Source organism: Asticcacaulis sp. AC460, assembly GCF_000495795.1.
GTDB lineage: Bacteria > Pseudomonadota > Alphaproteobacteria > Caulobacterales > Caulobacteraceae > Asticcacaulis.
On sequence record NZ_AWGD01000037.1, the window covers coordinates 68544 to 90374 of the forward strand.

The 21831-nt window shown below is 61.9% G+C and carries 20 protein-coding genes; 11 read left to right on the forward strand and 9 right to left on the reverse strand.

The annotated features are described in order from the left end of the window. The first annotated feature begins 90 nt into the window (after positions 1-90). The 5 genes from ABAC460_RS44305 (at position 91) to ABAC460_RS44325 (ending at position 3956) form a co-directional block, all read left to right on the forward strand. Positions 91-765 carry a glycine zipper 2TM domain-containing protein gene (locus ABAC460_RS44305; protein ID WP_023455300.1) on the forward strand — a complete coding sequence of 225 codons (675 nt, stop codon included), beginning with the start codon at positions 91-93 and terminating at the stop codon, positions 763-765. A gap of 137 nt (positions 766-902) precedes the next feature. Then, entirely contained in the window at positions 903-1088 is a 186-nt protein-coding gene (locus ABAC460_RS44310) for a (2Fe-2S)-binding protein (protein ID WP_023455301.1), read from the forward strand. A gap of 134 nt (positions 1089-1222) precedes the next feature. Continuing rightward, positions 1223-1705: a bacterioferritin gene (gene bfr / locus ABAC460_RS44315; RefSeq protein ID WP_023455302.1), complete on the forward strand. Its 483-nt coding sequence runs from the start codon at positions 1223-1225 to the stop codon at positions 1703-1705. A 203-nt stretch (positions 1706-1908) separates the two neighbouring features. Beyond that, positions 1909-2847 (forward strand): class I SAM-dependent methyltransferase, encoded by a 939-nt coding sequence (locus ABAC460_RS44320; protein ID WP_023455303.1) that lies wholly within the window; start codon positions 1909-1911, stop codon positions 2845-2847. Then, on the forward strand, positions 2844-3956 hold the full coding sequence (locus ABAC460_RS44325) for an alpha/beta fold hydrolase (protein ID WP_023455304.1): 1113 nt from the start codon (positions 2844-2846) through the stop codon (positions 3954-3956). The genes ABAC460_RS44320 and ABAC460_RS44325 overlap by 4 nt, the downstream gene beginning before the upstream one ends. A gap of 129 nt (positions 3957-4085) precedes the next feature. Here ABAC460_RS44325 and hisN read toward each other — a convergent pair whose 3' ends face one another. The 6 genes from hisN to ABAC460_RS44355 form a co-directional block, all read right to left on the reverse strand. Beyond that, entirely contained in the window at positions 4086-4898 is an 813-nt protein-coding gene (gene hisN / locus ABAC460_RS44330; protein WP_023455305.1) for a histidinol-phosphatase, read from the reverse strand. 68 nt (positions 4899-4966) lie between these two features. Then, a complete protein-coding gene (locus ABAC460_RS44335) occupies positions 4967-5350 on the reverse strand; it encodes a helix-turn-helix domain-containing protein (RefSeq protein WP_006273330.1) in 384 nt (127 codons plus the stop codon). Between the two features lie 119 nt (positions 5351-5469). After that, positions 5470-6759 carry a hypothetical protein gene (locus ABAC460_RS44340; RefSeq protein WP_023455306.1) on the reverse strand — a complete coding sequence of 430 codons (1290 nt, stop codon included), beginning with the start codon at positions 6757-6759 and terminating at the stop codon, positions 5470-5472. Positions 6760-7322: 563 nt separating this feature from the next. Further along, the gene (locus tag ABAC460_RS44345; protein WP_023455307.1) at positions 7323-8951 is read right to left on the reverse strand and encodes an alpha-L-rhamnosidase-related protein; all 1629 of its coding nucleotides are present in this window, start codon (positions 8949-8951) and stop codon (positions 7323-7325) included. 147 nt (positions 8952-9098) lie between these two features. Next, positions 9099-9614, reverse strand: coding sequence for a protease adaptor protein RcdA (gene rcdA, locus ABAC460_RS44350; RefSeq protein WP_023455308.1), 516 nt, complete (start codon positions 9612-9614; stop codon positions 9099-9101). A gap of 118 nt (positions 9615-9732) precedes the next feature. Next, complete coding sequence (locus tag ABAC460_RS44355) at positions 9733-9954, reverse strand: DUF1192 domain-containing protein (RefSeq protein WP_023455309.1); 222 nt, start codon at positions 9952-9954, stop codon at positions 9733-9735. 119 nt (positions 9955-10073) lie between these two features. On the opposite strand from ABAC460_RS44355, the gene ABAC460_RS44360 reads away from it, so the two are divergent. The 3 genes from ABAC460_RS44360 (at position 10074) to ABAC460_RS44370 (ending at position 12538) form a co-directional block, all read left to right on the forward strand. After that, a complete protein-coding gene (locus ABAC460_RS44360; protein ID WP_235075850.1) occupies positions 10074-11060 on the forward strand; it encodes an NAD(P)H-quinone oxidoreductase in 987 nt (328 codons plus the stop codon). A 76-nt stretch (positions 11061-11136) separates the two neighbouring features. After that, positions 11137-11697 carry a hypothetical protein gene (locus tag ABAC460_RS44365; RefSeq protein WP_023455311.1) on the forward strand — a complete coding sequence of 187 codons (561 nt, stop codon included), beginning with the start codon at positions 11137-11139 and terminating at the stop codon, positions 11695-11697. 127 nt (positions 11698-11824) lie between these two features. Next, positions 11825-12538, forward strand: coding sequence for a DUF1013 domain-containing protein (locus tag ABAC460_RS44370; protein WP_023455312.1), 714 nt, complete (start codon positions 11825-11827; stop codon positions 12536-12538). An 87-nt stretch (positions 12539-12625) separates the two neighbouring features. On the opposite strand, the gene ABAC460_RS44375 is transcribed toward ABAC460_RS44370, so the two are convergent. The 3 genes from ABAC460_RS44375 to ABAC460_RS44385 all read right to left on the reverse strand — a co-directional run bounded on the left by ABAC460_RS44375 (position 12626) and on the right by ABAC460_RS44385 (position 16340). Beyond that, complete coding sequence (locus ABAC460_RS44375; protein WP_023455313.1) at positions 12626-12841, reverse strand: hypothetical protein; 216 nt, start codon at positions 12839-12841, stop codon at positions 12626-12628. A 300-nt stretch (positions 12842-13141) separates the two neighbouring features. Beyond that, complete coding sequence (locus ABAC460_RS44380; protein ID WP_023455314.1) at positions 13142-14563, reverse strand: DUF1501 domain-containing protein; 1422 nt, start codon at positions 14561-14563, stop codon at positions 13142-13144. Positions 14564-14570: 7 nt separating this feature from the next. After that, positions 14571-16340, reverse strand: coding sequence for a DUF1800 domain-containing protein (locus ABAC460_RS44385; protein WP_235075851.1), 1770 nt, complete (start codon positions 16338-16340; stop codon positions 14571-14573). A 574-nt stretch (positions 16341-16914) separates the two neighbouring features. Between ABAC460_RS44385 and ABAC460_RS44390 the strand changes: the two genes are divergently transcribed. The 3 genes from ABAC460_RS44390 to ABAC460_RS44400 all read left to right on the forward strand — a co-directional run bounded on the left by ABAC460_RS44390 (position 16915) and on the right by ABAC460_RS44400 (position 21829). Beyond that, entirely contained in the window at positions 16915-18198 is a 1284-nt protein-coding gene (locus ABAC460_RS44390; RefSeq protein WP_023455316.1) for a leucine-rich repeat-containing protein kinase family protein, read from the forward strand. A gap of 302 nt (positions 18199-18500) precedes the next feature. Continuing rightward, entirely contained in the window at positions 18501-20267 is a 1767-nt protein-coding gene (locus ABAC460_RS44395; RefSeq protein WP_162150345.1) for an ATP-dependent nuclease, read from the forward strand. After that, positions 20264-21829 carry an ATP-dependent helicase gene (locus ABAC460_RS44400; protein ID WP_023455318.1) on the forward strand — a complete coding sequence of 522 codons (1566 nt, stop codon included), beginning with the start codon at positions 20264-20266 and terminating at the stop codon, positions 21827-21829. Before ABAC460_RS44395 ends, ABAC460_RS44400 begins: the two co-directional genes overlap by 4 nt. Positions 21830-21831 lie beyond the last annotated feature (2 nt).

Genomic DNA, 21831 nt, shown 5'->3' on the forward strand with positions numbered 1-21831 from the left:
CCCGTATGTTCGAGGGCGTATCCTGTCCGTCATCCAAAGGGCGATCACGCTGTGTGAGCCCCCGAATCAAGTCCTTTATGGAGGTATGATATGAACACGATGAAACTGGCGGCCGGTGCGGCTGCGGTAATGATGCTGACCGTGCCGGCCTTGGCCTCGGCTCAGGAAAGCTATGATGGCTATTGCTACGCCAAGAACAACAAGAATACCGGCACCGCCATCGGCGCCGTCGCCGGCGCTGTGGCCGGCAGCCAGGTATCGAAGAACGAACGCGGCCTGGGCGCCATTATCGGCGCTGTGGCCGGTGGCGCTCTGGGCCGCAAGATCGCCAGCGACAGCACCAAGTGCTTGAACGGCGAGTACTATTCCTATCAGAGCGGCTATTACGATCCGCTGAGCGCGCCGGAAGGCTATGACGTCGTCTATTACAAGAGCCGGCCCAAGACCAGCGCTTACAATGTCGTCTATTACGACACCAATCGCCGTACGACGCCGGGCTATGCCTATAACAACGGCAATGGCAACGGCTACAATAACAACAACACCGGCTACAACAACACATCCTACAACACCGGCACGGCCGGCTGGCGCGACGATAAGGGCGTGTGGCGGACTGGCCGCCCGGTCGCCCTGGGCTGGAAGGACTCCAGCGGTCGCTGGCATGAAGGCCAGGTCCAGACCTATGGCTACCGCGACTCGAACGGCAACTGGCGCGAAGAGGCCGCGCCCAGCTATGGCTATAACTACAACGGCAGCGGAAACTAAACCTTCCTCTGCTGCGTCCCAAAAAAAGGCCTCCCGGTTCACGCCGGGAGGCCTTTTTCTGTGCGAATGACTTGCAATTGAATCAATGCCGTGTTATTTGAGACGCATTCGCATTGTCATCTGCCTGGGTTCATTACGTGTACGTCTGTAACTGCAACGGTATCCGCGAGCGCGACGTCAGCGCCGCCATCGCGTCCGGCGCTTGCACGCCCAAGCAGGTTTTCGACCACGCCGGCTGCCGCGCCCAGTGCGCCCGTTGTGTCTGCGAAATGCGCGAAATGATTGACGACGCCCAGGTTTCGCTCAGCATGGCCGCGGAATAATTCGCATTCTCGCCCTGCTAGTCAATCGCATTATCATTCGCACTAAGTTTTTGGATTGATTGATAAAAATCGCTTCACACGGTAAGGCGAGGGAGCTATGTTGCGCTGCATCTGAATCACGATGGAGACGCGCCATGAAAGGCCAGCCCGAAATTATCAAGCTGCTCAATAAGGTGCTGACCAATGAGCTGACCGCGATCAACCAGTACTTCCTGCACGCGCGGATCATTGAGAACTGGGGCCTCTATCACCTGGGCCGGATCGTCTACAAGGAATCGATCGAGGAGATGAAGCACGCCGACCTGCTGATCAAGCGGGTGCTGTTCCTCGACGGCCTGCCGAATCTCCAGGACCTGCATAAGCTGAAAATCGGTGAGACCATCACCGAATGTCTGGAGGCCGACCTGAGCGTCGAGGTTCGTGGTCATGGCGTTCTGGTCGATGGCGTGAAATATTGCGAAGAGCACCGCGACTACGTCACCCGCGAATTGCTCAAGCGAATCCTGGAAGATACCGAGCACCACATCGATTTCCTGGAAACCCAGCTCAACCTCATCAAGATGATGGGCGAGCCGAACTATATCCAGAGCGGCATGAAGGAAATCGAAGGCGAGTGAAATGATTCAGGCCGGTCTGCAAAGGGCCGTTTTCTGCGCTTCCGGTGCTCACGTACTTGAGTACGCTCCGCTCCGGTTCTCGAAACCAGCCCTTTTCGACTCGGCCTGAATCATTTCAAAGCGACTCGCTGGGAAGAGGATAATCCGCTTTGACCTTTTCGAGCGAAGCACCTAGTTTGTTTCGCAACGGAAAAACCAAACGGATGACCCTGTTGGCTGGTGTCGATCGCAGACGGATGATGAACGCCGGGCTTGGCCTGGGCTGCGCCGTGATGCTCGGCGGTCTGCCGGGCTGCGGCCGCAAGGATCCCGAGTCCGAAATCATCCCCGACGGTACCGAGGGCGAGGAGGTCATCGACCCCAAGCTGGCGCGGCAGGAAGGGACGATCGAATGGGCGGTCGTCGGCAGTTGGCGCAGCACCACGGACAAGGCCCGCGACAAGTTCCGTCATCCGATCGCCCTGCTGAACTTTTTCGAGGTCCGCCCCAAACATACCGTCGTCGATATGTGGCCGGGCTTCGGTTACATGAGCGAAATTCTGGCGCCCTATCTGACGCATGGCAAGGGGCGCTATGTCGCCGCCCTGTTTGAAAAAGCCAAGGCCGACCAGGCCCAGGGGGCTTTGAACGAAAAATACCGCGAGCGTTTCTCCAGCAACAAGAAACTGTATGGCGCAGTCGATTTCACCGAGTTCGGCCCGGACAGCGGGGCCTTGGTGCCGGCGGGAACGGCGGACTGTGTCCTGATGCTTCTGGTGATCCAGGACTGGATGATCCGCGGATCGGTGGAGAAGGCCTTCGAGGATGCCTTTGCCGCGCTGAAGCCTGGCGGCATACTGGGGGTCGAGCAGCATCGCGCCGATATCGGCGCCGCCCAGGAGCCGGCCGGGGCCCAGGGCTATGTCCAGGAGCCGTTCGTGCGCCAGTTGGCGGCGGAAGCCGGGTTCCAGTTCGTCAAGGCCAGCGAGATCAACGCCAATCCGAAGGATGACAAAGATCATCCTTTCGGGGTATGGACATTGCCACCGTATCGTCAGACCGCGGAACGCGGCCAGCCGCCCAACCCCGAGTTCGACGGCGCCTTGTATGAGTCCATAGGGGAGAGCGACCGCATGACCTTGAAATTCAGGAAGCCGCAATGAGCCGTATTGCTGCCCTGTCTGCCAATGCGCCTTTGATGTCGGTGCCGGAATCGCGTGCGCCGGAAGGTGGTTCGGGTGAATGGTACCGTGGCGCCGGCGGTTTGCGGCTGCGGCTGGGTTTTTGGGAGCCCAAGCGTCCGGCGCGCGGCACGGTGTTCGTTTCGCCGGGCCGGTCCGAGCCGATCGAGAAATATTATGAGATTATCCGCGACCTGCTGGCGCGGGATATGTGCGTTGTGGCGCATGACTGGCGCGGGCAGGGGCTGTCGGCGCGTTTGCTGCCCGACCGGCTGAAGTGCCATGCCCGGGCGGCCGATGAGTTCATGGACGATTTCCAGCGGCTGTTGGATGCGTTTGAAGACCGGGCGCCCAAGCCGTGGCTGATGCTGGGCCATTCGATGGGCGCGGCTTTGAACCTGATGACCCTGATCAAGGGCGAACCGCGCATTTCGGGGGCGTTTTTCACCAATCCAATGCTGCGGATGAAGACCGGCAAGCACTCGCTGTGGTCGGTGAATTTCCAGACCAACTGGCAGGTCAATCACGGCCGCGGCACGGACTATGTGCCGGAAATTTTCGACGATCCGTTCGAACATACCTTCGACAACGATGCTTTGACGCATGACCGGACGCGATATGAGACCTGGCGCGAGCAGTTGTTCGCCTGTCCGCACCTGGCGGTCGGTTCGCCCACCTGGGGCTGGCTGTCGTTCGCCCTGAAGGTCGGGGAGACCCTGCTGAGAGATAAGGGCAAGGTGGCCAAGAAGGTCAAGACGCCGATTACCCTGCTGTGCTCGGGCGACGATCACCTGATCAATAAGCAGCCCTCGAAGCAGTTCGCCAAGAAGCTGGGCAAGGCCAACTATATCGAGATTGCCGGCGCCGAACATGAGTTGCTGATCGAGTCCGACGACTATCGCGCTGAGGCGATACGTCACCTGGATGAGTTGCTGGACTTCGTGGCCCCGCGCGGCGTTGCGGGTGAGGTTCGCCGCGAGATGCCGGCCCTGGCTGAGGATGAGTTGCCGGAGGATGTGGCGCTGTCGGGTGACGACGGGCTGCCCGAAGACGTCGGCGGTGCCTCGGAAGAGGACCAGAAAAGCGCGTAAACTTATGGGGCGTGGGGCCTGCGGCCCCACATCTTTCTTCCCTTCAATAAAAAAGCCCGTCCCTTGGGACTGGGCTTTTTTATTGAAAAGAATAAGTCGAGGGGTCGCGGCCCCCTCGACCCCATAACTTTACGTGTTTGCGGCCCCCTTCAGGTGCTCCAGCGCCGCTTCGACCAGCTCACGCGAACACCCGGCAATCACCTGACCCGCCGTATCCGGTACAGGCTCCCCGCGCCAATCGGTGACCACGCCGCCGGCGTTTTCGATAACGGGGATGATGGCTTCGATATCCCAGGGCTTCAGCCCGGTTTCCAGGGCGATGTCCATGGTTCCCAGGGCGACCATGGCGAAGGCATAGGCGTCGCAGCCATAGCGCGCCAGCTTCACGGCCTTCAACAGGCTCCCATAGGCCTCGCCCTCGATGCCGGGGAACAGATTCGGATCGGTCGTGCCGATCACGGCGTCATGCAGGCCGGCACAACCACGCACCTTCAACGGCGTGTCGCCGCGCGGCGTGATCAGGCGCGACCCCAGGGGCGAACCTAAGAAAACTTCCTGCAGATAGGGTTGCGCAATGACGCCCAATACCGGTCGGCCGCGATGGCGCAGGCCGATCAGGGTCGTCCACAAGGGCAATCCGGAAATAAAGGCGCGCGTTCCGTCGACCGGATCCAGCACCCATACGAACTCGGCGTCGGTGTTTTCCTCGCCATATTCCTCGCCGATGATGCCATGGTCGGGGAAATGACGGTTGATCAGGGCGCGAATGGCGCGCTCAGCCCCCTTGTCGGCCTCGGTGACGGGGTCGAAACGGGACAGGTGAGCCAGCTTGTTGTCGGTGTCGAGGCCGGTGCGGAACAGCGGCAGGGCGGCGGCACCGGCAGCGGCGGCGAGTTCGAGCGCGAAGGCTTCGAGACGGGCAAAATCGGGTGTGTCGGACATGTGGACCCGCTTACTGTGGTTCAGCGGGCGGGTCCAGTCACGAACACGAGGATTTTGCAAACGGCGGTTTAGGCCGCTTGTTCGCTCTCACCGTTGAGCGACTTCGCCAGGTCCAGCAGACGGCGGCGCGGACGCTCCGACAGGCGATAATAGGCCTGGATCAGGTCCAGGGTTTCCTTGCGCGAGAACACTTCGATGCCCTCGTTGTTGACCGCGGCGACTTCGGTCTTCTCGTCGCTCAGGCCATCGTAGAAATAGTTGATCGGGGTTTCCAGCGCCTTGGCCAGTTGGAAGAGACGGGCGGCCGAAATCCGGTTGGCGCCGCATTCATATTTCTGGATCTGCTGGAAACGGATGCCGACGGCCAGAGCCAGTTGCTGTTGGGTCAGCCCCAGCAGACGGCGACGACGACGCAGACGCTTGCCGAGGTGTAAATCGATATCGGTGGCCATGTGTAAGAACCCCTGAACTTGTTCGTGTTGCACGCGTCCCAAAGTGGAACGGCTCGCGTAACAGGGTTCAAACCTCGTGCCACGGGAAAGTCGGGTGGAAATGCCACCTGGAACGGGAGTCATCCGCGCTTTTTGGCTTCTTCGCGCAGCAATCTGACCCAAAGCCGTCCCGTGGTGCGCGAAATCTCCGCCTCCAGCCGGAGGTCCGCCGGCCCCGGCATGTGCCCAAAGGCCTCTTCCTGGCAAATCTCGGCCAGCTTTTCGTCGCTCAACAGGCGATCGGTCCGGCTGTGCAAGGTCAGGGCCTTGACCAACCCCGCCCCCAGGCTGGCGGCGGCGGCCACGGCGCAACTGACCGCGGGCATCCACCCCAATCCGCCCCAGACCACACCGGCAGCGAGCGCCGCGCCTGCCGCTACAACAGCGCCGCTCAACCAGCGCAGACGCCGGTTAATGTGCGGCACACTCATCGTGCCGCCGATGCCGGCCCGCCGGCGGTGAACCAAGGCCTGATCCAAGGCTTCCAGGCCGCGCGACTGATGCACCATGGCCATGGCCCGCATATGCAGGACGGTACAGGCGCGGTTGCCGCGCAGCAGCCCGTACAGGGCGAAGATCAGGCGGACATTCCCCTCGGTCTTCTCCGTCAGTTCGATTTCGGCCGCATCCTCGCGCAGATGGCCGACGGCATGGAACAGGGCCTGGATCAGTTCGATCAGCTTCTCCTGACGTTGTTCCGTTGCCATCCGCGTCTCCAGGCTTGCCTTCTCGATGTCCGTGGCCAGGTCCTTGAGCGCCAGACTGCGGACATGTCGGTTCAGGCGGTCGATCACCTCTCCGCCGCCCAGGACAACCAGCGGCGCGACCGCAGCCAGTGCCGGCAGGGCGGCAAGGGCGCAGGCCGCGGCGGCAAGGGCGCCCGTCACGGCCAGAAGGATCGCCCGGTTCTGATCCTCGGCGTCGCGGCGGTAAAGCGTCCGGGCTGTCTCCGCTAACCGTTCGTCGAACTCCGTCACCCAGGCCGCCTGCCGCCGCCGCACCTGGCGGTCGGGCACATCCAGGTCGCCCAGAGGCACGGGCTGATCAAAGGCCTGCGCGTAGGCCTCGATCGCCAGTCCCACCGTGGAGGCCGCCGGCTGGCCGTCGCTGCGCCGGATCGCGTCGAAGAGGGCGATCGCCGCGGTATCTCCGGCCGTGGCCGACAGGTTCAGCGGCTGCAACCTGGCCATGGCCTCTGAATCCGCCAGGAAAGCGGCCAGGGAGTCGGCGGTTTGGTTGGGCGGATGAAGGGGTTTTACGCCCGCTGCCTTGTCCTTGAGATGGCGGTTTCGGAACCATTCCAGAAAGGCCGGCCCGCCGCCGTTATGATTTTGATAGAAAAGAGTTTGCGTCCTCAGACTGCGACTCATTCGTGCTCCTGCCGATGAGACACCTCTGTCCCGGCAGGCGGCCCGAAGGCGCATGCGCTCCCAGGCCGCCCGCAAGGCAGCCATGTCATGAGCCTCATGCCAAAAAGTGGAGGCCACTTTTTGGATAAACATGAGGCGTCAACCTCAGTGCTAAAATCGGAAGGGAGCTGTCTTCGCCAAAAGGTCGCTTCGATCCGTTGGGGCCTCGTTACCCCTGAAAACGCCGCGGCACCTCGCGCGTTTGGCGCAACTTTATCAGATGCTAGGTGACAGTTTTGTGATGGTTAACGGAAGTTGTCGCATAATCTGTCACAATGGCGGATATTGTTGACGGACGTTGTAAAATCAACACCTTTGAGACGCAGCCTTGTCCAATACATTGTTGTGTGGTAGTATGAACTTGTCATTCGGCGGAAAAATATCCGCAACACTTCACGTTCTGCAAAAACACTTTGCAGATGGGGTGGGATGTGTTATCCCAGACTCCGCCAAAAGGTCGCTTCCGCAAGGATTGCGAACAGAGAAAAGCCTCCGGAAATCTCCGGAGGCTTTTCTTATGGCGGTCAGACGATCTGCTGGCCGTATTGCCGCAGCAGATACGACGGCGTGCAACTCCAGGCATGGCAGAAGCTGTTGACGTGGAAGTCGTTGTACGGCGCGATGCGCGGATTATCCGGCGAATAGGCTTCCCAGAAGGTATCCGCCCCGGCCTTCAGCATGCCGCCCCAATAGGCGCGCATCATCGCCACGGCCTCGGCGTCGCAGCCGGCCAGGAACAGCGCCTCGACGACATAGTGGTTGAGATAGGGCGTCCGCGGCCGAATGGTGTCCGCACCCTTCAAAGCTGCGCGCAACGCCTTGGTCTGCAAGCTCTTGCCACCGACACCGGCGATCGTCATCCATGCCTGCGAGGCCAGCGACACCTGACGGTTGGGGCCGCTGACGAAGACCCCGGCCTTGCGGTCGTAGAACTTCGCCAGGGTCGCTTTTTCCATGGCCGCGATGCGCGCGCCATAGGCGGCCACCTCGGCCGTCAGGCCCAAGGCCCGGGCCAGTTCCACCACGCGCTTGAGACCATAGATATAGATGGCCTGCATGGCTGCAGCGCGGTCGAGCGTGTCGTGCCAGTCGATGAAAACCCAGACCTTTTCCGGGATGACGAAGACATCGTCCTTGACCAGGCCGTACAGGATCTCCAGCTGGCGCAGCGCCGTCGGCCACAGATCGCCGCCGGTCGCCACATCGCCGGTCGCCTTGACATAATCAGCCAACGTCACAGCAAAAAAGACGGCGTAGTCATAGGGGAAGTCGCCCGCGCGGGCCGGTTTCGGCAATTCATAGACATCGCCCGGCAACAGGCCGTCTTCGCGCGGAAAGGCCGCCAGCAGGTAGAGACAGCGTTTGACCAGGTCGTCATTGCGATAGCTGACATAGCTGGTCAGGGCCTGCAGACGCAGGTCGCCGGTCCATAACCTCTGGTCGCGGCGCGGGCCGTCCTCGAACACGGTCTGCATGCAGTCGCGCAAGGTGGCGGCGGCAACCACGTCCATCTGCTTCAGGTCGTCGGGCATGCCGGCCGGCAAGGACGGCAACTCACCTGTCGCCGAGGTCACGGCATGGGCTTTCACGTTTTTGAACGTCACCCCGAAGCTGGACGAGGTATCGATGATCTCAACCTTGACGAAACGGAAGGCGTAGCGGCGTGGCAACCGCACCGGCTGCGGCAGGTAGTCGATGGTGACGATCTCTTCCGGCAGCCACGATTGCGATAGCCAGCCGGTATAGGGATGGAAGGGCTCGGCGACGTCGCTGATCAACTCGCCGAAGACGAAACGCATACGCGCCGGCGCATCGACATTGGGCCCGACCCCGATCAGGTCGAACGACAGGAATCCGGTGCGGTGCCCGCCAAAATCGATGATCAGCGAGTCGCCTTTCTTCAGCACCCGGCTTTCCAGGTCAGCCACCGTGCCGGCGGCCTCGATCTGCCAATACAAAGGATGGCCGGCGTCGGCCACCGGCGTGATCAGGCCTTTCGGCGCCTGGACAGTCTCGGTCAGGGACGGTTTGGAGGCCGCCGCCTTGGCCAGGAAATTCGCCGACCTGTCCTGCGCCTGCACCTGAGGCGCCAACCCCGCTCCAAACAGGGCCAGCACGCTGCCGGTTGCCCGCAGCATATTCCGCCGATTCATCTGTCTCTCCCGCTGTGCCGGTTTGGTATTATTAATTTCATATGTTGGAATAAAATTGTAATATATGGATTGTTTTTCGTCAAGCGAGCACGAAAAAGCCCACGGAGATGTCTCTCCGTGGGCCTTTCCAAAAAATGGCGGAAATGATTAAGCTTCTGCGCCGAACGCCGACTGCAGACGCTGGAACTGGCTGATCACCGGGTTGACCGTGACCTCTTCGGCTTCGGCATCGACGAACATGCGCTTGTCCATGTGCGAGATCCGGTCGTACAGCCGGTTGGAACGGTCCAGCAGATGCAGCAGGCCCGACGGCAGCACCTGCGGCGCAGCAAAGGCCTCGGCGGCCAACGGCGCGATGCGGTACTTGTCGTCGCAGGCATCCGACGGATCCATGTCGCCTTCGCGCACGGCGCGCTGGACCAGCAGCCACGACGCGATCTGCATCAGGCGGGTGGTGAGACGCATGCTTTCGCCGGCATAGACCAGGGCATCTTCACGCGACAGCAGGCGGGAGTCGCGGCGGCCGTCGCCGTCGAGATAGGCGGCGGTTTCCTCGACCAGAGCCATGCCCTCCTTGAAAGTACGATCGAACAGATCGGAGGAGGCGAAGTCCCGCACGACGTGCAGGCGCAGGTTCAGGGTCGGAGCGGTGCTTTCGGACATCTACAAGCCTTGTGCTAACTTTTTTGGGCCTGTTGCGACACGTGTCATTCCAGACCTTCGGCGGGACGACCTGCAACGCCTGTGCCATTGCAGTGGTACCCTTCAGGGTTATTAAACGTTAACTACCCTTAAAAGAGAATAAAGCCGAAGCCTCCGATAACCGGTTTTTTTTGCTGTCGAGCGCGTCGCGCACCCGTTTGATCTCGCCTTCAAGCGTTACGATGCGGCTGGCCAGGTCCTCGACGCTGTACGGCGTCAGATCCTCATGCACCAAACCCTGCAAGGCGGAAGCCCCACCCTGGGCCGGCCGCAGCGATAGCGGCAGATCATCGTCAATCATCGCAAAACCTCCCGGCCATATCTCTGGACAAGGCGCCGTTTCCGGCTGATGCTTAAAGAGAGATGAAACGCCTCTTGGGCGAAGACATCAAGAAAAAAGAATCACTTATGGATCACTTCATGAGAGTCATTTCCGTGCGCGGGGACGGCGCCAACCCGTCCGATCTGTATGTCGATGAGGCGCCGCGCCCCGAAACGGGCGCCGGATCTGTCCTGATACGGATCAGTCATGCCGGCGTGAACCGGCCCGACATCCTGCAAAGGCGGGGTCTGTACCCGCCGCCGCCGGGCGCGGCCCCCGGCCTGGGCCTGGAGGTATCCGGTTGGATCGAGGCGATCCATCCTGCCGTGCCGTACGCAGATGATGTTGCCTGGCGTGTCGGTGATCCGGTCTGCGCCTTGGTCAATGGTGGCGGTTACGCCGAATATGTAGCGGTTGATCTGCGCCATCTGCTGCCCATCCCGGCTGGCTGGTCGATGGCGCAGGCCGCCTCCCTGCCGGAAGCCGCGCTCACCGTCTATGCCAACCTGATCGAACATGGCGGACTGCAGCCGGGCGAAACCGTCCTGGTCCATGGCGGCAATTCCGGCATCGGCGCCATGACCATCCAACTGGGCAAGGCCTGGGGCGCCAAGGTTATCGCTACGGCGCGCGGCGCCGACAAATGCGAATTTGCCAGGTCCCTGGGCGCCGACCTCGTCATCGACACGACTGTTGACGAAGATTTCGTCACCGCCGTCAAGGGGGCAGGGGGCGCGGACGTGGTCCTGGACATAGTCGCCGGCGACTATGTCGCCAAAAACCTGCTGTGCCTGAACCACAAAGGCCGCATGGTACAGGTCGGTACCGGCCGTTCGCCGGTGGTTGAGCTCGACCTGCGCCGGGTGATGCAGAAACAGGCGGTCATCACCGGCTCGATGCTGCGTCCGCGCTCGGCCGACGAAAAGGCTCGACTGACCACGAAGGTGCACGAAAAGCTGTGGCCGCTGGTCGAGTCCGGCGCCATCAAACCCGTCCTGGCGCAAACCTTCGCCTTCGCAGACGCAGCCAGTGCCCATGCCTGGATGGACGAAAGCCACTGCGGCAAGGTGGTTCTACAAATTTGAACGAAGTTCATTTTATATTGAACATTGTTCAAATTGATGCTATAGCCGCTTCGACATCATGCGAAGGGGCTTTCACATGTCGTATCGTCATCGTTTTGCGCTGTTCACCGCCGTTACCTTCCTGGGCTCGGTCGCGGCTGGTTACGCCCTGGCGACGCACCCGTTTTCGCCCAGCCGTGACGCCGTGGCCTATGCCGTCGACCAGGGCTGCCTGACCTGGCTGCGCGAAGGCGGCCGGATCGGCGACCACGTCCGGCGCAACGCGAAAGCGGTCAAACGCAATGGCCGGCCGGCGCAGAAGATCGTCGGCCAGGGCCAGGTTACGGTCGAGGAGAACGATCGCGGCGGCTGCTATGTCCGTGCGGCCCGCGGCAAGGGGGCCGACCTGCGCGACCAGGTGCTGAACAGCCTGGCCGAGGCCGGACTGAAGGCGGAGCCGTTCGCTGACTACGAACCCGTCGTGCACCGCCGCAACTGGTCGTTCGTCCAGGAAACCTACTGTTTCCGCATGAACGACCAAGTCTTCAACCTGCTGGTTTCCAGTTCGGCGACGGGCGACTATGTCCCGCTGCAGGTGACGATGCACAAAGATAATGACGGCGCGGCGGCGAAGCTGGGCCTGTGCCAAAAGGCGTAGGGTGGCGGCATAACGATATCTCTTCCCTTCGCCGAAAAATCGCACTATACCAACGCTCAACACCCTCACGCCCGGCTGCAAAAGCCGGGCGTAGCTATTTCTGGACCGCCAAAAGAAGGATAAAACCATGGCCGAGATCCTGATGCCCAAGGCGACCGCCGTATGGCTGGTCGACAACACCTCGCTTTCCTTCGCGCAGATCGCCGATTTCTGCGGCCTGCACCCGCTGGAAGTGAAGGGCATTGCCGACGGCGAAGTGGCGCGCGACATCCGCGGCGCCGACCCGATCGCCAACGGCCAGTTGACCCGCGAAGAACTGGACCGCGCCGAGGCCAAGGACACCTACCGCATGAAGGCCCAGGTGTCGCGTCACGCCGAACTGCTGAAGCCGGCCAAGAAGGCGCCGCGCTACACGCCCGTGTCGCGCCGTCAGGACCGTCCGGACGCCATCCTGTGGTTCGTCAAGCATCACCCGGAAGTCACCGACGCCCAGATCTCCAAGCTGCTGGGCACCACCAAGTCGACCATCGAGCAGGTCCGTTCGCGCGGTCACTGGAACAGTGTCAACATCAAGCCGGTCGATCCGGTGACCCTGGGCCTGGTGTCGCAGATCGAGCTGGACGCCATGGTCAAGAAGGCCGCGGAAGTGAAGCGCAAGCAGGCCGAGAAGCTGGGCATACCGCTGGACGACCCGAGCCTGAAGCCGGCACAGACCGTCCAGCCGGCCTTCGAGGAAGAAGAAGAGTCGCCCTACGCCCGCAAGGTGGAACTGTCGGTCGAGGACGTCTTCGGTGCCGGTGGCGGCAAGCGTTCCGAGCCGGAAGAAGACGAAGACTACTGATCCGGTTCTCGAACCATAAAGAAAGCCCGCCGGACGCACCGGCGGGCTTTTTGAGTTCAGGGGGAAGGAAACCGACTACGCTGACGCCTACGCTTTAATATCGAGGACCCGGCCCATCATGTCGTCGGCGGCGCGGACGACATTGATGCTGGCCTGGAAGGCATTGCGTGAATCGATCTGCTCGACCAGGTCACTGAGGATATCGTTGCCGCGCGAGGCATTGTTGACCATATTGGTCGAAGCCCGGTCGAAACGGGCGGACGCGGCACTGACACCGGAAATAGACGTGGCAAGCAGGGACATGGTACGCGATCCGTCCTGGGGTACTTACAGGACAGATTACGCGCAAAGCCTTAAGGCCGGCTCGACGGAAAGGGTTAACGCCTCATATTCTGATACCTCCCCATTTCATGGGGAGGGGGACCGCACGAACGCGCCCCGCCGAAGGCGCAGCGCGTGAGATGTGGTGGTGGGGCGACTTTCTTTCGGAAGCGCCGTAGCGGCTACTCCGACAGCAAGTCGCCCCACCACCATTTCGCTACACTTCGCGTTGCTTCGTTACGCTCATGGTCCCCCTCCCCAAGCAAGCTCGGGGAGGTATCACTAAGTCATAAACCCCAGATTCGACGTCGCGAAGTTCCCGATCCGCGGTAGGATCACCGGCAGCTCCGAATCCGACACCCCGAACCACCGCGCCATGGTCGCGCCCATCTGATCGACCGAGGTCGAGGGCAGCAGACGGCCCTGACCGACCTGGTCGTCGGTATCGACCGAGATATGCGGCGCCGTGCCGTAGAACTGACCGCCGCGCACGCCACCGCCTACGATCAGATGGTGCGAGCCCCAGCCGTGGTCGGAACCATTGCCGTTCGACGACAGCGTCCGGCCGAAGTCCGACGCCGTGAACAACGTCACCTTGTCCGCCACCCCCAGCTCCACGGTCGCCGCATAAAACGCGCTGACCGCTTCGTTGATCGCCGACATCAGGCCCGGATGGTTCTCCATCAGGCCGTCATGATTGTCGAACCCGCCCATCGAAACGAAGAACACCTGGCGCTTCGAGCCCAACGAATTCCGCGCCCCGATCAGCTTGGCGACGATACGCAACTGGTTGGCCAACCCGTTTGGCCGGCCGTCTGTATCGAACGAGGTCGTCAGGTTGACCGGCGCCAACGCCGTATTGACGATCTCTTCCATCTGCATCGACCGCGCCGTGACGCGGGCGAATTCGTTCTCCAGCACATGACTGCTGGACCGGGTGATCAGGTCCTTCAGGGTCGCCGACACCTGGCCGGACCCGAAGGCCCAACCCTTGGCGGCCCAGATCGGGATCGCGCCGTCGGGGCTGATCTGGTACTGCAACGCGTTCTGGCCGGACACGAACACCGCATTGCCGGCGGCGGAGATACAGGTCAGCAGGCTGTTGCCATTGGACGACAGCGCCAGGTCGCCGATACGGCCGCCCCAGCCACGCGTCGCGCCTTCCGAACCCAGGGCTTGCCACACCGACTGCTGGTCGTTATGCGAGAACAGCTTGGGCGGCAGCGGCACGCCGGCCGCCTGGTACTGCGCCTTGGTCGTCGGCACCACCAACGGCCCGACATTGAGCTGGACGGCGGCCTTGCCGGCATGAAACAGCGACGCCACCCCGGTCAGGTTCGGGTTCAAAGCGAACTGCAGGTCGTCGGTCAGGGTCTGGGCCACCACCGGCGTCAGCGCCGTCGGTGTCAGTTCAGCATGGCCATAGGCGATATTGCCGCGCAACCGGCCCGGATTGCCGCCGCGCAGCTCGGCATATTTGTCGTAATTGGGCAGGTCATAGGGCACGACCGTATTGGCATAGTCGTTGCCGCCGTAGAGGAAGACGCAGACGATCGCCTTATAGTCAGTGGCGTCGAAGGCGGCAGCTTCGCCGGCGGCGGCCAGGTTCAGCGCCATGGGGGCTGCGGCACCCATGGCCGACAAAGCCATGGTCCGTTTCAGGAAGGCGCGGCGGTTCAGGTCCGGAATGTTGTTCTTGTACATGCGACGCCTACTTCTGAACGATATATTCGGGACAGGCCATGACCATCAGCAAGGCGCCGTGGATGCGGTCCATCTTCTGGGCGTCGGTCGACGCGGCGGTAACCGGATTGGCGTCCAGCGCCGTCTGCATCAAGGTGATGGTTGCGGCGGAGATCTGGTTGGCGGTGAAACGCAGGTTCAGCCAGTCCAGCAGCCCCTTGGAGTCGGTCACCAGGGTCAGGACATTGCTATAGCTGGGCTTGACGTCGTTGTAGCCGGAGTTGATCGACCAGGCCAGGAAGTTGATATAGCCGGCCGTCGAGGTTTCGTTGTGGATCTGGAACTCCGGCGCCACATCGCCATCGACGGCGAACTGCGTCTGAGGTGGCACATAACCCGGCCGGAAGAAGTTGAACACCGACGGCGAGCGCAGCGGGCTCTGGCCCAGGCCGGTGTCGGCGTTGGACGTGTCGTAGATCTCCCACTTGCCGGTCGTCGAAGCGATATTGAAGGTCCGCGCCCACTGGGTCCAACGCACGATCGGTTCGCGCAGCTTGCCGGCGCGCGGCGAGGTCGGCAGGGTGCGGGCTTCGGTATCGGTCAGGATGGCCTTCCACACGGCTTTCAGATCGCCGCGGACGCCGGCGCCGTTGTTGTTGAACACCGTGGCGACGCGCTGGATATAGGCCGGCGTCGGGTTGGAGGTGACCAGGCGCTGGATCATCTGTCTGGCAAAGAACGGTCCGACATTGGGATGGTTGAACAGCGTGTCCAGCGCGGTTTTCAGCGCCGTCGCGCCGGGCGTACCGGCCGGGATGGTCGTCCCCAGGAAGGTCACGGCCAGGTCGGAGTGCTTGGAGGCATCCAGCGCCATGCGGTCGCGGGTGAATTCCGTCGTCGGAATGGGGTAGGGCAGGAAGGCCGTATTCTGCCAGGTGACGCGGCTGTAGTTCCAGTCATAGCCGGTGAACACCCGCGCCAGGTTGGTGATATCCGACTGGACATAGGTTTCGATCGGCTGGCCCGAACCGTTGACCTTCACCGTGCCGTCGAGATTGAGCTCATACAGGCCGATGGTGAACAGCTGCATGATTTCGCGGGCATAGTTTTCGTCGGGCACGCGGCCGGTCGCCGGGTCTTCCTTCTGGTTGCCCTTGGTGTTGAGGAAGAAACCCATGGACGGGTTCAGCGTCACTTCCTCGATCAGGGTGCGGAAATTGCCGAACACATTGGCCGTCAGCATGTCCCAGTAGCCGGCGATGACATAGGGCGGCCAGAAGCCGTCGATGGGCGACAGCGAGGTGACCAGCATTTCCGACAACGCCAAGGCCAGCCGCTTACGGACCTGGTCGTTGCCGGTCATCATCATCCGCCAGGCCATCCAGTCGCCCATGATCGGATTGAAGTAGTTGCCGTCGGACTTGGGCGTGCCGTGACCCTGGCCGTCCAGCCACGCCGTACCGGTCTGGCTGGCGGTGACGGCGAATTGCGTGTCGAGCCAGCCGGCATAGGTCTGCTGGCGCACGGCGGTGATGTCATCGGAGGTCAGCGAGAACTGGGCCTGCAACAGGAAGCGCGCGGCTTCGGTCTCGGTATAGTTCAACGCCGGTGGCGGCGGTGGTGGCGGCGGAGATGATCCTCCACCGCCTCCGCCCCCGCCTCCCCCGCACGCGGCGAGGGGCAGCGCGAACGCACTGACCACCCCGAGAACCGCGGCAGAAGGGAGGCTATCGGATTGAGCTTTTGACTGGGGCTCCGGACGCACCTCGTCCATGGAACCGGTTACCTCTTCCCGCATACGCCAACACCCCTGAATTCTTATTTTGGTTTAAAGTAACACAGAAAGGTCAGAAGGGAAGGGGGCGTGTGAAAATTGGTATCTGAGCGGAAATCTGTTGGTTATGAAGCGGTTAGGTCGACCGCAGATGACGGGTGTCATCTCTTACCCCCTCTCCCCGCCTGCGGGGAAGAGGACGAGAGCGGAACGAAGTGAACGCGATCGGGTGAGGGGCGACTTTCTTTCGGATGCGCCGTCGACAAGCCGTCGAGCATGACCTCACTTCCTTGCTCCTCCCCGCTTGTCGGGGTGAGCGCCAGCCGAGATATATCTCGGCCAGCGAAGGACCGCCCGAAGCTGTAGCGCAGCGAAGGCGAAGGGGGGGGGGGGCAGCTTTCTTTCCAAAGTGCCTTAAAAAAAAAGAGGAATATAAGTAACTTATACTCCCCCGTTATACGGGGGAGGTGGCTGCAAGCGACAGCGCGCAGTCGGAGGGGGGATTTCTTGGCGCCCGGACGTACAGGATGGGGTTATCGGTGGGGGATTGGGCCCGCAGCTATGGCCCGATGGACTGGTAGACGCTATGACACAACACATGACCCAGCAAACCCTGCAACAGTTACGGTCCGGAGCCCTTACCGGCGCCACCCGCCTGAAACTGTGCGAAGACCTCACCGTCTTTCCGAAAGAAATCTACGACCTGGCCAACACGCTGGAGATCCTGGACCTGAGCGGCAACGCCCTGACGTCCCTGCCGCACGACCTATCGCGCCTGCACCGGCTTCGCGTTCTGTTCGGCTCCGGCAACAGCTTCACAGCCCTTCCCGAAACCCTCGGCACCCTGCCCAACCTTGAAATGATCGGCTTCCGCGCCTCAAACCTGACCGAAGTCCCCGCCGCAGCCCTGCCGGCGAAACTCCGCTGCCTGATCCTGACCGACAACCACCTGACGTCCATCCCGGACCGGATCAGCGCCTGCGACCGCCTGCAAAAGCTGATGCTGACCGGTAACCGCCTGACCACCCTGCCGCAAACCCTGACGCAATGCCGCCGGCTCGAACTGCTGCGCATCGCCGCCAACCAATTCACCACACTGCCAACACACCTGCTCGACCTTCCGCGCCTGTCCTGGCTGGCCTGCGCCGGCAACCCGTTCACCGCAGCCGCCGAGGCCAACGCCCTGTCCCAGCCCCGGACGATTGACTGGACCGAACTGGAGCTGGGCGCGCGCCTGGGCGAAGGCGCCTCGGGTGTCATCCACCGCGCGAACCACAACGGCACCGACGTGGCGGTCAAGCTGTTCAAAAACGCGATAACCAGCGACGGCCGGCCGGCCAGCGAAATGGCCGCTGGCCTGGCGGCGGGAGACCATCCTAACCTCGTCTCGCTGCACGGCCGCCTGACCGGCCATCCCGAAGGTCGCGACGGCACGATCATGCCGTTGCTGGCCCCGCGGTTCAGGCCCCTGGCCGCCCCGCCCAGCTTCGACACCTGCACCCGCGACGTCTACGCCGCGGACGCCGTACTCGATGCCGCCTCTGTCATGACGATCGCCCTGACCGTGGCGCAGGCCTCAGCGCACCTGCACGCTCGCGGCATCCTGAACGGCGACCTGTATGCCCACAACATCCTCTTCGATGGCCGCGAGGTCTGGCTGAGCGACCTGGGCGCCGCCTCGCTCTACGAAGCCGGCGACACGCCCTACGCTCGGTCGCTGCAAAGCCTGGACGTCCGCGCCTTCGGCTGCCTGCTGGAAGAACTTGCGGCCGTCTGCGTCGGCGACTTGCCGCGCGCCTTCCACGACCTGACGGACGCCTGCCTGAGCGACGACAGCCGCGCCCGGCCCCCGTTCAGCGATGCCGTTAGCCGCCTTGTTTGAGACCGCAGTTTTGCAGCAATCGCCTTTTGCGATTGATCGTCCTTTTCCATTTAGCGCCAGTATGTGGAAATGGTGCAATTGGTAAGGCGTCACAGAAATGCCCCCCGGTCATCTATTTTGAGTTGAATCGCGGACAGATACTATATGTATATTCTGGCGAGTCGCGCGCGCGGCCGTCGGTCGGCCGTCACCTCCAGGTCACTTCCTCTCCGACAATGCAAACGTCTGCACTCCGTACGAAGATGCGAGCTGACATCGGCCGCGTGAGATGTGTCTCGGCGGGGCCCAAAAGGGGGATGATGATGGCGGGACAGCCAGAAATTCGGCGCTTGAAAATTGAACGGTTTCGCGGCCTCCAGTCGCTCGACTGGCGTCCGTCATCAGGCGTCAACCTGATCGTCGGCGGCGGCGACACCGGCAAGTCGACCGTTCTTGAGGCCATCGCACTCCTCTTCAGCCCCGTTGGTAATGTTGGCGTCCAGGAGACAGACTATTTCGATCGGGAGACCGATGCGGAGTTTATGATTGAGGCGACGATCCGTGCGCCAGCAGACATGGAGTTGGAAGCCAAGGCCACGCAGGCGTTGTTGCCTTGGGAGTGGAAGGACGCCTCGGCAACAATGCCAGAGGTCGATCTCACCGGAGGCGCGGCACCGGTCAGCGCGCTGGAGACCGTGTATGTTGTCCGCGCGCGCGGCACGGAGGGCATCGAGGTTATCTGGGAGATCGTCCAGCCCGATCGCAGCGTTGCCTCCTTTCCGCCCGGCCTGCGCCGCCTGTTCGGGATCGTGCGGCTCTCCGGTGATGATCGCAATGATCGCGACCTGCGCCTGGTCCACGGATCGGCGCTCGATCGCCTGGTGTCGAAACCGAACTTCAAGGCACAGGTCAGCCAGCAGATCGCGCAGTTCGACCTAGCCCTTGATGTGGAACAGACAGACGCGCTCAAGCGGCTCGCCGATGATCTGGAAAAGCGGGGGCTGCCGCGCGGCGATCGCCTTGGCTTGACCTCCGGTCAGGGCATCTCGATCGGCTCACTGATTGGCCTGATGGCGCAAAAGAACGGGACGTCGCTCCCCTTGGCGAGTTGGGGCGCTGGTACGCGCCGGATGGCTTCGCTGGCCGTCGCCTCCCAAATGGACGCGAAGTTCCGCATCACTCTCATTGATGAAATTGAGCGGGGCCTGGAACCGTACAGACTCCGGGACCTGGCGGACGACCTTCTCAGCGAGGAAGGACAGGCCTTCATCACTACGCACAGCTCCGTCGCCCTCAATGCGTTCGCCTCGGCTTCGCTTCACTACATGGACACGAAGAGCACGCTTGCGCAATTGGAGCGGGCGAAGGTTCAGAACCATCAGGCTGCTCATCCCGAGACGTTCCTCGCCCGGGTCGCCATCATCGGCGAAGGCGACACCGAGGTCGGCTTCCTGACAGTTCTGCTGGAAAAGGCGCTTAGCAAATCGCCACGCAAGCTCGGCTTTCATCTGTCAAGCGGCGGCGGCGACGATAAGATGCTGCCTCTCCTTCAGGCCATTTCCGCGACTGGGCTGGTGTGCGCGGCGCTTTGCGACAATGACGACAAATCCCCGGGGCTTTGGGCGGCCGTGAAGGTGCTCATGAAGGATACGCTTCTGCAATGGGAGAACGGATGTATTGAAGAGAACGTCATTGCCCATGTCCCTGACGCCGATCTCTGGGACCTTCTGGCTGATCCGGATGGCGCAACGGGAGACCGCGCCCGGACAATTGCGGACCGCCTAGGCGTTGTATCGAAAGACAGGGCAGACATCGAAGCCGCCTGCGCCGCCAAAGGGACCACCCTACGCGCCGTTATCCTGGCGGCTGCGACTGGCAAAAAGGACAGTGCGCCCGACGAAGCAGCTAAGAAGGCTTGGGCCAAACACCCGCAGAAATGGTTCAAATCGGTGGATGGCGGCGCGGAACTGGCTAACAAGCTCTTTACGATGAACCTCTGGCCGAACATTGAATCGACGATGTTGCCATTCTTCAATGCTCTGAGACACCTCGCCGGCGATCTGCCGTTGAAGCCGGGGGATATATCGTGACGGTGATCGCGTCCGATGTGAAGGTCGCGGCCGCGCTCCGGTCTAGCGAACCGCTCGTCGTGATTGAGGCGCCCGCGGGCTGCGGGAAAACACACCAGGCGGCTGACTACTGCCGAGATGTCGCGCCACAACTTGGCAATCGGCGCGTGTTGGTTCTCACACATACCCACGCCGCGCGCAGCGAGATCGCAAGCCGTACGGCCTCGCAGGGAGGGCGGGTCGAGATCCGAACAATCCATAGCTTCATTACTGAGGTCGCCACAGGCTATCACCTGGCTCTGGACCTGCCCGCGGACGTGGCGGAGTGGGCGCGGAGCAATCCCGGCGGCTTCGACGAGGTTGCCAGACGCACGCGTCGCCTGCTTGAGCAGTCACCGAAAATCGCCAAGGCTTTGGCTCTCCGCTATGCGGTCATCGTGTGCGACGAACATCAGGACACTAGCGAGGATCAGAACGCTATCATCTTTTGTCTGCATGCGCAGGGTTCGGTGTTGCGCATCTTCGGCGATCCCATGCAGATCATCTTCGCGGACGGTCCGGACAAAACCGATCCCCAGATTCAAAAGATCGTGGATCGCTGGACGAAACTGCGAGGTCAAGGCCGGGCCGAAGGTCTGGATCATCCGCACCGGTGGAAGAAGGGCTCTCCCGCTCTTGGGGCTTGGATATTGAAGGCGCGCGCCGCTCTGGCAAATGGCTCGTTGGTCGACCTGCCTTCTCCCCTCCCGGCCGGGCTCACCGTGTTATTTGCCGAGAACACCTCAAACGTGCCTCAAAAAATGCTGGCGATGTCACTCGCGGACCGGAAGCCGGTTGGCAAAAGGATGACAGTAGACGGCGGCTGCCTCGTCCTTGGCGTGGGCAAGCAGAACGTTCGCAACATTAGCGCTTTCTGGGGCCATCAACACCCGATCTGGGAGGGACACACTCGTGATGCCCTTGAGGAACTGGTTCGGAGTCTGAAAGCCGCTGGCGGAAGTCCCACAAAGGTGGGCGCAGCATTCCTTGCCTTCGTCTACGCCACGACAAAGGGGTTTACTGCGTCATCGCACGGGGACGCCTACGCCAAGGAACTGGTGGATGGTTGCACGAAGGCGCGTAAGGGGAAGCCGGCGGAGATCCAGATGCTCGCCAAGATCATCATGGCTCAACCCGACCACAAAGGGGTAAGCGCATGCCTTCTGGCGCTGAAGACGCTCATGCAGGCAGAGCATGTGGCAGTGCCTGACGCGAAGATCTTGCTTGTTCGGGAGTTCAACGAGGCGATGCGCCTGTGCGCCAGCGATGATATCGATCGCAGCTTCACGGTGATCTCCCAAAGCCGCACGCATGGCTCTCACCGTCCGCCTGATCGCAGCATCAGCACAGTGCACAAAGCAAAGGGTCTCGAGTGCAAGAACGTGATGGTGATGCTTTGCGATAAAGCGTCGTTCGCCAACACCGCTTATAAGCGCCGCCTCCTGTATGTCGCACTCAGCCGCCCCATTGAGACGTTGACGTTGGTGCTCTGCCGTAAGAATCCGACGCCCCTGCTTACCGGCCCGGGCAGCATCCCGCCTTAGCA